Source organism: Vibrio sp. PBL-C16 (genome assembly GCF_034321865.1).
Lineage (GTDB): Bacteria > Pseudomonadota > Gammaproteobacteria > Enterobacterales > Vibrionaceae > Vibrio > Vibrio alginolyticus.
In genome coordinates, this window is the sequence record NZ_JAXLNY010000001.1 from 1,271,161 (window position 1) to 1,284,217 (window position 13,057).

Sequence of the window (13,057 nt, forward strand, 5' to 3'; positions counted from 1 at the left end):
ATCAACCACTGCAAAGAACAGAGAATTTAAAAAAACGAGAGATAGATCACGTGAATAAAACATAAAAAAACCATGCATAGTGCATGGCTTTATTCTAATTGATGATTATTTGACCTAAAAAAACGCGTTGTTATCCAACTTGTTTTTTATAACGGGAAGGTGATATTCCCTGTAAGCGAGTAAAAGTATGAGTAAAAGTACTCTGGCTTGAGAAGCCAGTAAACTCGGCAATTTGCCCTAAAGAAAGGTGACCTTGCTCGATTAATTCGCGAGCCATGTCGATTCGCTTTCCGAGAACATATTGATGAGGTGTAATCCCCATCTGCTCTTTAAACAAGCAATGGAACTGACTTTCCCCAAGAAACACTCGCCCGGCCAATTGAGCCACACTAATCTTATGACTCAGGTGCTGCTCAATGTAACGATCAATCGCCTCCAAATCAAAGCGCGACTCTTTTCGACTGGTCTCAAATGCCGAGATATGGCGCTGCATTAACGCAATCACAGTGTCGTTACACGCACGACTTAACAGCAGGTCATCCGGATGGTTTCGCATTTCCTGAACCAACATCTGTATCAGCTTCTGAATTTGACTATCTAACTGGAAGTAGACATGGTCTCTCTCCAGGTTATTGATTTTTTGAAGCATTTCAGGATCATCATTTGTCGGTTTGGGCATATTCAGCACCAAAATATCCGATTGATTGATGACGCCACCGAAAGCATGATCAGAGCATGCGGTAACCACACAACCTTGACCAGGGCCGACAAGATTACCTCGCCCGCGCACTTCAAATTCGGCTTGCCCTTTTAAACCAATCACGATCTGCGTATAAGAATGATCGTGGCAATCCATATAAGACGGAAGTGTGATCAGCTCCGCCGGCTTTGGCAGCATAATATCTTGATATGAAAGGATTTTTTGGTTATCTGAATCACTCATTTTAAACAGTCGTCTTTACACGGTCAGCTTACGTCTTCGCATCATATACCTTCTTTGTTGGGTTGCAACTTTTACCCAACTCAATCGACAAGATCAAACCAGCATGATCAAGTTCATTTACATGATCATAGTTCCGGAACGATGATCATGCGAGGTTAATTTACGGTCAGTGAGCAACCAATTTTATTAACAAAAACGGATATATAGGCAACACCTTACGTATACATAATCAATCAATGTAAAGATCCTTATTACCGAACAATCTGTTATTTTGTAAAACACCGTGCTCCATATTAGATAAGTCGCCCCTGAAACGGATCGAAACCCACTCTTAAGCTCAACATAGAGGGATTTCCCCCCTTACTAATATGCCTCTGATTCAATACATTAGTTATCGAGCTTTAAGATGCATACGATCTAAAGCTCTCGGTATCTCATTGATACCTCTAACTTACTTAGCAGACCCTCGCTAGGTAATTTAGAACCTCTTCTACACGTCGACAAGATTATATCTTGTGTTGCCAGCCCGTCTTCAGGCTGGCTTTTTTTTCGCTTCTCAACAATGAAAACAATGGCATAAGCTGATATCATAGCTTTTGTCTCACTGTCCCTCTCATATGCTTAGGTGCTGCTCTTTCGCTCACAAGTGATATGAAAGTCAAACACATTACAACTGAGTTGTAGGAAGCATGATCAAGGACGATACGAGTTGTAAGCCGAACATTAGGCGGACATCCGTGAGCGCACATATCTGTAATGAAACAGACCATTTTCCCAATTAAACTCTTCGTTCCATTTCGTCGTTGTCTATGACTACCTGACGAAAACATCGAACACCATGAATTTAATTGGATTGAGCGCCAATCAACGAACGTGTTCTAGCAACGTAACTGCCTACTTGGCAACATCAATACGAGCCATGTAACACGGACGTCTCTGTATTGGTAAAAGCAGTATGTAGTGAGTCCTTTTGTGAATATTTCAGTCGATACCATAGAACAATCCCTCCTTAAACAGCTACCAGGTTGTTGGGGATGCAAAGATAAAGATTCGGTATTCCTATACGTAAACCAGGAATACGCAGAACTGTTAGGGCACACGTCGCCCGAGGAGTGCTTGGGTAAAACTGATTTTGATATGGCCAGCCCAACCACTGAATGCGCGCAAGAATTTCAACGCCAAGATAAACACGTTCTCGAAACTGGCGAGTCACTAAAAATTCTGGATATCCACCCTTATCCAGATGGCCGCTGGCGAGCACATATATTTACTAAAACACCGTGGCGAGATGACAAAGGCGACATTGTAGGCACCATTTTCTACGGAAGGGAACTCACCGACACCGCCGTGATTGAAGTCGGGTATTGGGTTTGTCGTGCAATCAGTACCAACCCAAATCAACAATCCATCTTTCGTTTTTCTGACTTACAACCAAAACCAGAGAAGCTCACATGCCGCGAGCAAGAAACGCTTTTCCTCTTGCTCTATGGCAAAAAGCCTCAATTTATCTCTCAGGTCATGGGCATATCAACAAAAACCGTTGAAGGTCACGTCGCACGCTTACGTAATAAGTTTGCAGCGAACAGCAAGAACGAGCTAATAGATAAAGCAATGGAAGCAGGCTACGGCTCTGTTGTACCCAAAACCCTGCTTAAGCATCAATTATCGGTTGTGTTGAATGGAGAGCGATAATTCACATCGCTTCCACCTACAAAAACACCGCCCCAATTCGGCGGTGTTTGTTTATTCATGAGGGACCATAAGCCTATGGCGCTAAACGATCAATGTCCCAACTTCCATCATGCTGGGAGAAAAGAAAACGATCGTGAAGGCGATGTTCGCCACCTTGCCAAAATTCGATGCTCTTTGGTTTTACGCGAAAGCCACCCCAAAAGGTTGGTACTGGTATTTCACCCTTAGCAAACTTCTGTTTTAGCTCTAAAAACTTACCTTCCAACACACCTCTGGCAGAAATACGGCTACTTTGTTTGCTCGCGATTGCGGCCAACTGGCTCTCTTTAGGACGAGAAGTAAAGTATTTCATATTCTCTACGGCGGTAAGCTTTTCAGCCACACCAGTAATATGAACTTGGCGCTCTAACGGATGCCAAGGGAAGTGCAAACTAATATTGCTGTTATGCTCTAGCTGCTGGGCCTTGCGACTGCCTAGGTTGGTGTAAAACACAAAACCATCTTTGTCGACGTTTTTCAATAGAACAATGCGTTGAAACGGCATGCCATTTTCATCAACCGTTGCAACTGTCATCGCAGTCGGGTCCGTTAAACCCGCTTCAACTGCTTGCTCTAGCCACAGATTAAATTGATCAATAGGATCAGCTTTCAAATCTTTACGACGCAGCCCACCTTTGGTGTACTCACGACGAATATCAGCAAGTTCCATCTTTACTCCTTCACTCGTTTTTGTCGATTGTGCTCCCGATACTGAGGAAATACAAGGACATCATTGTGCTTGTTATCGTTGCCGCTCACAGCATCACAGTGCGTCATTTGATACCATGACACAAAAAACCAGTGAGCCGATCGTGAACTTACTCAACCCCAAAGCCCTACGTCATTTTTTACTGCTACTGTGTGCCGTCGGCATTTCAGGGCTTGCGCTTACTCATCATTACGCAACTCAATACCAACATGATCAATGGCAACAAAAGCTAGAGATACAAGCCGCGCAAGTATCACAAGAAGTGGACTACGAACTGGCAAAGTTTGAACAGATACCAAACCTATTAAGTCACGACCCAAGACTACTCAAAGCAGTCGAGCGCGGAACGCCCTCTCAAGAGCTCAACCTACTGTTATCAGATTGGTTGAAGCAAAGTTTGGCCGATACGATTTACGTTCATGACCGTACCGGGTTAGTCATAGCCTCAAGTAACTTTCAGCAAGAAGATACGTTTGTTGGCTCTAGCTTTAGCTATCGCCCCTATTTTAAAAATGCGCGACGCGGTGAGCCCGCTCAATACGTTGGATTAGGCGTGCGCTCGAATAAACGTGGGTACTTCTTCTCATCTCCGCTGTGGGTAAATGAGGAAGTCGTTGGCGTGATCACAGTAAAAGTGAATTTGGAGCAATTAGAACAGCGCCTTTCGCAAACCACGACTGACGTACTCATTACAGATAAACACAATGTCGTGTTTATGAGCAATTTACCAGACTGGCGCTATCGTGCACTTTTCCCACTGTCATCGAGTGCAATAAATGAACTTACCGAAACGCGTCAATATGGCGATACCTTACCCGAATATTTTGGTGAGTTAACGGCACACAGTGGTGTCACGGAGTTTGATGACAATCAATTGCTTCTATCACCGAATTACCTCGCATACGCAACACACTTATTGGATAAAGGGTTTCGCGTCGTTGCCTTAATTAACCACAACAGCGTTCTTGCCGCCGTTTTACAGGCCGATATCGTCTTCCTGATCTTATATGCGCTCATTGCTCTAATTGCGTTAGCGTGGTTCCAAACCCTAGTTAACAAAGCACGCCTTGCCCATCTCAATGTGAGCCTAGAAGAAAAAGTAGTGCAACGGACACTAGTTCTGAGTGAAGCCAACCAAAAGCTACAACAGACCATCCGCCAATATGAACAAAGCCAACAAGAGCTTAAACAAACACAACAAGAGCTGACGCAAGCCGCGAAATTGGCACTGTTGGGCGAGCTATCAGCCAGTATTAATCATGAGATAAATCAGCCACTTTCCGCACTAAGAACCTATACCGAAAACTCGCAGCGTTTGTTGGCAATGGAAAAATACCCAATGGTCGCCGACAATTTGGGCAAAATGCTGACACTTAATGACACCATTTCGGAAGTCATTGCCCGCTTAAAAGTCTTTACTCGGAAAGCCACGCACGATTCACACAATGAAATCTCAGTACTGCACGACGCGGTACATACTGCCACCAGCATTTTGAGCAACAAGCTTATTAAGCAAGGAGTAACACTAAAAGTTCCGGCCATCGACTATGATGTGAAGCTGGCCATTCACAGCGTTGAATTAGAACAAGTGCTGATCAATCTCTTCCACAACGCGGCACAAGCGATGGAAAACCACTGTATCGATCCGCAAATATCCATTGCTGTTCAGTGTCATGATGACAGTTGCGACATTCTTGTTTCCGATAACGGACCAGGGATGTCAGACGAAGCCCTAGCAAAAGTGTTCGACCCATTTTTTACGACTAAGCCGGAGGGTCTTGGATTAGGTTTAACAATCTCCAAGCGGATTATAGAGAGCTATCACGGCTCCCTCTGTGCCTATAAACATCAGAACACAGAACAACAAGCAGGAGGGATGACCTTTATCGTGACGCTACCAATAGTCAATCAGAATAAACGTACCCCAGAAGTGGAAAACGACCATGAATAACCCAGTTTTCTTTGTTGATGACGAACCACACATTCGTGATGCCGTGTCTCAAGCCCTGCTGATTGAAGGGATAGACGTCACCTGCTTACCAAACGCAGTAGAAGCCTTACGCGTAATCGACTCAAATACACCTGCGATTATCATTACCGATATCCATATGCCCGTGATGGATGGCTTGGAGTTTATGCGAACTTTGCGAAGCAAAAACGATCACTTTCAATTCATCGTACTTACTGGACATGGAGATGTGAAAACCGCGGTAGATGCGATGAAAAGCGGCGCGTACGACTTTCTAGAAAAACCGTTTTCAACGGAACAGCTCATGAAATCGCTCAACAATGCCAGCGATAAACTGAACTTGTTGCAAGAAAACATCTGGCTTAAGAAAGAGCTCGACATGCAAACTCATGTTGGTCCGAAAATGATTGGTCACAGTAAGGCCATGGTTAGTATTCGTCGCGCCTTGATCAGTGCGCCTACAAGCCAGCCGCTCATTTTTGTAGGTCAAGATGGTACGGGTCGGCGACTCGCTGCACAATTCGCCCACGACATACATGCAACACCGGATAGTGAGTTAATCGCCGCTTCTGGTGAAGACCTTTATGAGTTTTCATTAGAAGCTCTCGACAAAGCCATACACCGCTTAAGTGAAGGAAAACGCCACTGCAGTTTGTACTTACATAGCGCAGAGCATGTATCATTTGAACAATGGGAATACTTGTTCAAGCACCCGAAACTTGAACGTGTTTTTGGCGCGACCACCCAAGCCGAGCCACCTCTAAAATCCCTGGCGACTCTAATTCACTTACCGACGCTCGATGAAAGAAAGGAAGATATAGGGCCTTTATACAAGCACTTTGTGCGCCACACAGCGAGTCGATATCAGTTACAGCCGCCACATATCAGCCTAGAAGAGGTCAAACACCTCACCAGTCTCGAGTGGCCAGAAAACGTTAAGCAGCTACGCCAATTTGCTGAACTTCGTGCCCTCAAGCCAGATACTTTTAGAATGGAAGATTGGAACAGTGAGAAAAGTCTTGAAATTCAGAGTATGACTCAGCGCACAGAATACTTTGAATATTGCTTGTTATTCGATGCATTGCAAAGACATCGCGGCAGACTCAAAGAGGTTCAACTAGAATTACAGGTATCACGCAAAACCTTGTACGACAAACTAAAAAAACATCAGTTGGATAAAGCCAAGTTCAAGGCGTAATAGCTATACTCCGGCGCTAATTATGCTTTTGTTTGATTTAGAAAGTGTAAGAAAGCTCATTTGAAGAGAGAATAACCCTCTTCTCATATTTTATTAGCCGAGCATGCTGACATGATCGGTTAATAATAATAAGATCAAAAAGATAATCCGTAATTATATAAGCAGGGACTGTGATGAGCCGAGATAACTACAACAAACTCAACGATGAAGAGTTGGATTTTGTTGATGACAAAACTGCAGCATTGCTCCTCAATACCCCCAACAGCGCGCGTTTTATGCTCTGGGTTATGGTGCTATTTTTCATTGCAGCAATAGGTTGGGCATCTTGGGCTGAAATCGACAAAGTCACGGTTGGTCAAGGCAAAGTGATTCCCTCCTCACAGATACAAGTAGTCCAAAACTTAGAAGGTGGCTTAGTCAAAGAAATCTTGGTCAAAGAAGGTCAGTTGGTTGAAAAAGGCCAACAGTTACTGCTTATTGATGACACCCGCTTTCGCTCAGATTTTCGTGAACGTGAGCAACAAGTTGCCAACCTTACCGCATCTGTGCTGCAACTATCCGCTTCTATTAACAGTGTTGCCGTTAATCGTGATTTTGAAACGGAAAACTGGCGTCAAAGTGTACTACTTGATTACGGTAAACTGACCTTCCCACCAACCTTGGAAGAGACTCGACCTCAACTCACACAGCGTCAAAAAGCAGAATATCGCGAAGATCTAGATAATTTGCGCAACCAACTTTCTGTTATTGACCAACAAGTGCAGCAAAAGCAGCAGGACTTGGTAGAGATCCAAGCACGAGTAAGGAACTTGCGTCAAAGCTACCAATACGCGAAAAAAGAACTCGATATCACCAAACCTTTGGCAGACGAGGGCGTTGTTCCTCGTATTGAACTGCTCAAATTACAGCGCCAAGTCAACGATACCCGTCGTGAAATGACGTCCAGTGAGCTCAAGATTCCCGTATTGCAATCAGCGATTCGAGAATCCATGCTCAACCGTATTGATGTTGCACTCAAATTCCGCTCTGAACAGCAAGAGAAACTCAACAGCGCCCAAGACCAATTATCTGCTTTGGTTGAATCAGCGGTGGGCTTGGAAGATAGAGTAAACCGAACGGTTGTGAATTCGCCAGTAACAGGCAAAATCAAAACACTGAACATCAATACTGTCGGTGGTGTTATCCAACCTGGTATGGATATCGTCGAGATCGTACCAACAGAAGACACACTATTGGTAGAGGCGAAAATTGCGCCAAAAGACATCGCATTTTTACGCCCAGATCTTCATGCTATCGTGAAGTTTACAGCTTACGACTTCACAAAGTACGGCGGTTTAGAGGGTGAGTTGGAACATATCAGCGCGGATACCACTCAAGATGAAGAAGGCAACAGCTTCTACATTGTTCGTGTACGCACCGAAAAAACAAACTTTGGTCAAGATGCAGATTTACCAATCATTCCAGGAATGACAGCATCGGTCGATATCATCACAGGGAAGCGAACCGTTTTGGAGTATCTACTTAAGCCTATCTTAAGTGCCAAAACTAACGCCTTGAAGGAGTAAACCACATTAAGATACTCGCGATAGAGAGTATTGAGCGATAAGTGATTAAATAAAAAGCACTTATTTCTCACTGACGAACTCTCTAGAAGAGTATACTTGTGATACGAGTCGAATATGCGATCCAATTTGCAGCGTAAAGTTACATTATTAATCAGCTTAAGTTGTTTGTCGTTCCAACTTGGTGCGCTGAACAGTAAAGAACAACGATGGGTCAATACGGTCACAGCGGTGTACGGCGAACGTGCGGGATTGCGCGTAAATACATGGCGAAAGAACCTCGACTTATTTAAACAATTAGAGACTCATGAACAGCTCGCTGGCGTTAACGACTTTTTTAATCAGCTGTATTTCGTTGACGACATAAAACTGTGGGGAAAGACAGATTATTGGGCTACGCCACTCGAATTTTTAGGGAGTAACGCAGGAGACTGTGAAGATTTCACTATTGCTAAGTACTTCTCTTTACTCGAGCTAGGAATACCAGATTCAAAGATGCGCTTAATATACGTAAAAGCCATCGAACTGAATCAGTTTCACATGGTATTAGCTTACTACCCTACCCCAAGTTCTGAGCCGCTCATTCTCGATAATATCAATCCTGACATTGTCCGAGCCTCTAAGCGTAGCGACTTGCTACCGATATACAGTTTTAATGGTACAAACCTGTGGTTGATGAAGTCATCTGCTAGCACTGGAGAGCTGGCAGGGAAAGCATCACGGTTGAGCCTTTGGAATGACTTACGCTCGCGCGAACGTAAGTTGCAGTTAAATAAACCTAAAATTAACTATGACGAGTGAGAAACATGACCCTATATAAGAAGCTTGTGGTGGGGATGGTTACGGTCTTTATACTCTTGTTGGCATCAGTATTCGTAATCCAATTCAACACGACTCGAGACAGCTTGGAGCAACAGCAACGTTCAGAGGTCAACAACACTATTAACACCGTAGGTTTGGCACTGGCTCCTTACCTAAAGGACAAAGATAAAGTCGCGGTTGAGTCCGTGATTAATGCTCTGTTTGACGGCAGCACCTACTCCGTTGTTCGTCTTACAGCATTAGATTCTGACTACCAGATCGTGCGTACCTACCCAGTTAAACCAAGTACGGTGCCACAATGGTTTATCGACATGAATCTATTTAAAGCGATTCACGATAAGCGTGTTGTGACCAGTGGTTGGATGCAGCTCGCCGAAGTAGAAATCATTAGCCACCCAGGCGCAGCTTACGAGCAGCTCTGGCAAGGTTTTATTGGGTTGCTGTCTGTATTCAGTGTCATTTTTCTGGCTGGTTTAGTGGCAATTTCATATATCCTACGTCGCTCGCTAAAGCCGTTAACGGCCATCGTGAATAAAATGCATGAAATCGCGAATAACCAATTTGGTGAACCGCTTGCTCGTCCAAGAACCAAAGATCTTATCGCGGTGGTAGATGGCATTAACATGATGTCTGCTCAAATCGAGCTATCATTCAAAGAGCAAGCCAAAGAGGCGCAACGTCTGCGTGCTCAGGCTTACCTCGATCCTATATCTAAATTGGGTAACCGCTCATTCTACATCAACCAAATCGACCAATGGCTTGCAGAGCAAACGCAAGGGGGTATCGCGCTACTCCATGCTGAATACATTGGGGACATTTACGAGACCAAAGATTACCAACGCGCAGATGCCCACGTTAAAGAACTGTCTCAACGTTTGAAAAACACCATTGATGTACCGGGTGCCACTATTGCTCGCTTATCTAGTGATGAGTTCGGTTTGCTTTTCCCTCATATGGATGAGAGCGAGTTACGCATTTTATCGGACAGCATCGTCAATTGTGTGAACGGCCTAAATACTGACCCAACAGGCTTAGCAAAACCTAAAGCGTCACTAGGGGTTGCACACAGCAAAGATCAGAAAACGCGCTCTGAAATCCTCTCGATGGTGGACAACGCACTATCGAAAGCCAAAGCGCAACCAGACAAGCCATACGGCTTCATTGGCAGTGATACACCTTCTAGTTTGATGGGTAAACAGCAATGGAAAGCGTTGGTTGAAGAAGCCATTCATAGTGATTGGGTTAAATTCCGTTTCCAAGCTGCGAAAAACACATGGGGTAAAGTATTCCACAACGAAGTATTTTCAAGCATCGAAAAAGATGGTGAAACGTATCGTGCGAATCAATACCTATTCGCACTAGAACAGTTAGACGCCACCAACATCTTTGACCAGTATGTCATTGAATCAATGATTAAGATGCTAGAAAGTGGTGAACTTAATGACCCAGTCGCGATTAACATCGCGCAAAGCAGCTTGTCTCAACCATCGTTTATTCGCTGGACAACTAGCATGCTGGAAAAACACGCCAAAGTCGCCTCTAAGCTACACTTTGAAATTCCAGAGGAATGCTTTATCGATCAGCCTCACCACGCAGCACTGTTATGTAATGCCATTCGCCAATCAGGTGCTGAGTTCGGCGTAGATAACTACGGACGTAACTTCCAATCTTTGGAATACATCCAAGAGTTCCGCCCGAACTATGTGAAGCTCGATTACCTATTCACACACAACTTGCACGACGAAAAACAGAAATTCACGCTAACGTCGATCTCTCGTACTGCCCACAACCTTGGTATTACGACTATCGCATCGCGTATCGAAACTCAAATCCAGTTGGATTTCCTCACTGAACACTTTGTTGAGGTATTCCAAGGATTCATCGTCGACAAGGAATAAAAAGGTTTATCAACGATGAAAGACCCTTTACTGAATTCGCTCATCTACGTTAGCCGTTACTATGGGTTAGCTAACTCGCCAGAAGCGCTAGTCAACGGACTACCGCTATCTGACGGTAAACTGACCCCATTTTTGCTACCAAGAGCAGCGGAAAGGGCCGGATTGGTTGCCAAGGAAAACCGCGCAGAGCTGGAGAGCATCTCCAGCCTAATTCTGCCGGCAATCTTAGTTCTTAAAGGCGGTGACTCTTGCGTTCTCAACAGCATCAATATGGAGAAACGCGAGGCCGAAGTCACCACCCTAGAAAGTGGAATGGTGCCGATCTCTATTCCATTAGAAGACCTACTTGAGCAATACACTGGTCGGTACTTTTTAGTTAAAAAGCAATTCCGTTTCGATGAGCGCTCTCCCGAAGTGCTCAAAACCAACGAAGGCCACTGGTTCTGGTCCACCTTGTGGCAGTCAAAACGCATCTACCGTGATGTTTTAATCGCATCACTTCTCATCAACCTCTTTGCGGTTGCCGCTCCGCTATTCACTCGCTTGGTGTACGACAAAGTGGTTCCGAATCTTGCGTTTGAAACCCTATGGGTACTAGCAAGTGGCATCTTTGTCGTGTTCCTGTTCGACTTCATTCTCAAGTCGCTGAGAAATTACTTCATTGATGTGGCGGGCAAGAAGTCTGACATTCTGATTTCATCCAAACTGTTCAGCAAAGTGATGGGGATTAGAATGGAATCGAAGCCGCCTTCGGTCGGTGCCTTCGCTCGCCATTTACAAGAATTCGAATCTATTCGAGAGTTTTTTACTTCAGCGACCGTCAGTGCTCTCATTGATTTGCCTTTTGCCATTTTGTTCTTAGTGATTATATGGCTAATGGCTGGCGATCTTGTGTATGTACCGATGGTGGGCGTGGTCATTTTGATTATTCACTCGCTACTGATACAAGGGCCGCTGCGCCGCTCCATTGAGGAGGGTTCACGCCTAGCATCGCAAAAATATGCCAATTTGATAGAGAGCTTGGCTGGGTTAGAAACCGTAAAAATGCTCAGTGCGCAAAGCCAATTCCAATACCGCTGGGAAGAGGCAGTTGCGCACATGGCGAACTGGAATATAAAAAGCCGCCGAATTACGGATAGCATTCAAAACGCAGCAGGTTTTGTGCAGCAAAGTAGTAACGTAGGGATGATCATCCTAGGCGTTTACTTGATTGCAGAGGGCGACTTAACCATGGGTGGTTTGATTGCCGCAACCATGCTTAGCGGCCGCGCGATAGGTCCTTTGGTTCAGTTATCCTTACTCTCTACGCGCTACAACCAAGCGAAGTCTTCTATGACAATTATCAATCAAGTCATGGAAATGCCGGATGAACAAGAAGAAGGTAAACGTTACATTCACCGTCCAATAGTACAAGGCAAAATTGAACTTGAACGCGTGACCTTCCACTACCCAGATTCACCGGTGGCGTCGATTCGAGATTTGAGCTTGACCATTAACCCAGGCGAAAAAGTAGCGATCATAGGCCGTATCGGTTCGGGTAAAACCACGTTAGAGCGTCTCATCATGGGCTTGTATCAGCCGACGGAAGGTCATGTTCGCATTGATGATACCGACATCGCACAACTGCATCATGTCGACATTCGCCGTAATATTGGTTGTGTGCCGCAAGATTCGAATCTGTTCTTTGGTTCTATCCGCGACAACATTACGCTAGGTCGCCCATTAACCGATGACCGTGACGTACTAGACGCAGCGAATCGTGCCGGTGTTACTGCGTTTACGCAATCTGACCCAGCGGGCTTAGAACGCCAAGTTGGTGAAGGTGGTGCAATGCTTTCGGGTGGTCAACGTCAAGCAGTCACGATCGCTCGTGCATTTTTGGGTCGTCCTCCTGTTCTACTCATGGATGAACCAACCAGTGCGATGGATAACCGCTCAGAGATGCACATTAAGCATCAATTAGCACAGTTGAAACCTAGTGAAACGCTGATTCTGATTACGCATAAAACGTCTATGCTCGACATCGTTGATCGCGTAATTGTGATGGAAAAAGGCAGCATCATTGCAGATGGTCCTAAAGCGCAAGTGCTGAACGATTTGAAACAAGGCAAAGTGCGTGCGGTTAGCTAGCCTGAATTCACATTGATAAAAGACAAGGGCCCCGTTTAACTTGTGTTTAACGGGGCTTATTTTATTGTGAGCCCGAGATAATTAAGTTCTTCAAG

General features: G+C 44.8%; 9 protein-coding genes. 7 read left to right on the forward strand and 2 right to left on the reverse strand.

Annotation, left to right across the window (positions count from 1 at the left end):
• Window positions 1-130 precede the first annotated feature (130 nt).
• Window positions 131-943 (reverse strand): AraC family transcriptional regulator, encoded by an 813-nt coding sequence (locus tag UQW94_RS05430; RefSeq protein WP_225495768.1) that lies wholly within the window; start codon window positions 941-943, stop codon window positions 131-133.
• Window positions 944-1,915: 972 nt separating this feature from the next.
• Between UQW94_RS05430 and UQW94_RS05435 the strand changes: the two genes are divergently transcribed.
• Entirely contained in the window at window positions 1,916-2,635 is a 720-nt protein-coding gene (locus UQW94_RS05435) for a PAS domain-containing protein (protein ID WP_017820063.1), read from the forward strand.
• Between the two features lie 73 nt (window positions 2,636-2,708).
• Here UQW94_RS05435 and pdxH read toward each other — a convergent pair whose 3' ends face one another.
• Window positions 2,709-3,344, reverse strand: coding sequence for a pyridoxamine 5'-phosphate oxidase (gene pdxH / locus UQW94_RS05440; protein ID WP_005374570.1), 636 nt, complete (start codon window positions 3,342-3,344; stop codon window positions 2,709-2,711).
• A 115-nt stretch (window positions 3,345-3,459) separates the two neighbouring features.
• Between pdxH and UQW94_RS05445 the strand changes: the two genes are divergently transcribed.
• The 6 genes from UQW94_RS05445 to UQW94_RS05470 all read left to right on the forward strand — a co-directional run bounded on the left by UQW94_RS05445 (window position 3,460) and on the right by UQW94_RS05470 (window position 12,962).
• Window positions 3,460-5,334, forward strand: coding sequence for a sensor histidine kinase (locus UQW94_RS05445; protein WP_225495770.1), 1,875 nt, complete (start codon window positions 3,460-3,462; stop codon window positions 5,332-5,334).
• Window positions 5,327-6,550 (forward strand): sigma-54-dependent transcriptional regulator, encoded by a 1,224-nt coding sequence (locus tag UQW94_RS05450; RefSeq protein ID WP_064376340.1) that lies wholly within the window; start codon window positions 5,327-5,329, stop codon window positions 6,548-6,550. The genes UQW94_RS05445 and UQW94_RS05450 overlap by 8 nt, the downstream gene beginning before the upstream one ends.
• Before the next feature lie 173 nt (window positions 6,551-6,723).
• Window positions 6,724-8,115, forward strand: coding sequence for an HlyD family type I secretion periplasmic adaptor subunit (locus tag UQW94_RS05455; protein WP_005374562.1), 1,392 nt, complete (start codon window positions 6,724-6,726; stop codon window positions 8,113-8,115).
• 114 nt (window positions 8,116-8,229) lie between these two features.
• The gene (locus UQW94_RS05460) at window positions 8,230-8,913 is read left to right on the forward strand and encodes a transglutaminase-like cysteine peptidase (protein ID WP_005374561.1); all 684 of its coding nucleotides are present in this window, start codon (window positions 8,230-8,232) and stop codon (window positions 8,911-8,913) included.
• Window positions 8,914-8,918: 5 nt separating this feature from the next.
• On the forward strand, window positions 8,919-10,832 hold the full coding sequence (locus tag UQW94_RS05465) for an EAL domain-containing protein (protein ID WP_182016056.1): 1,914 nt from the start codon (window positions 8,919-8,921) through the stop codon (window positions 10,830-10,832).
• A 15-nt stretch (window positions 10,833-10,847) separates the two neighbouring features.
• Window positions 10,848-12,962: a type I secretion system permease/ATPase gene (locus UQW94_RS05470; RefSeq protein ID WP_005374556.1), complete on the forward strand. Its 2,115-nt coding sequence runs from the start codon at window positions 10,848-10,850 to the stop codon at window positions 12,960-12,962.
• The last annotated feature ends 95 nt before the right edge of the window (window positions 12,963-13,057 follow it).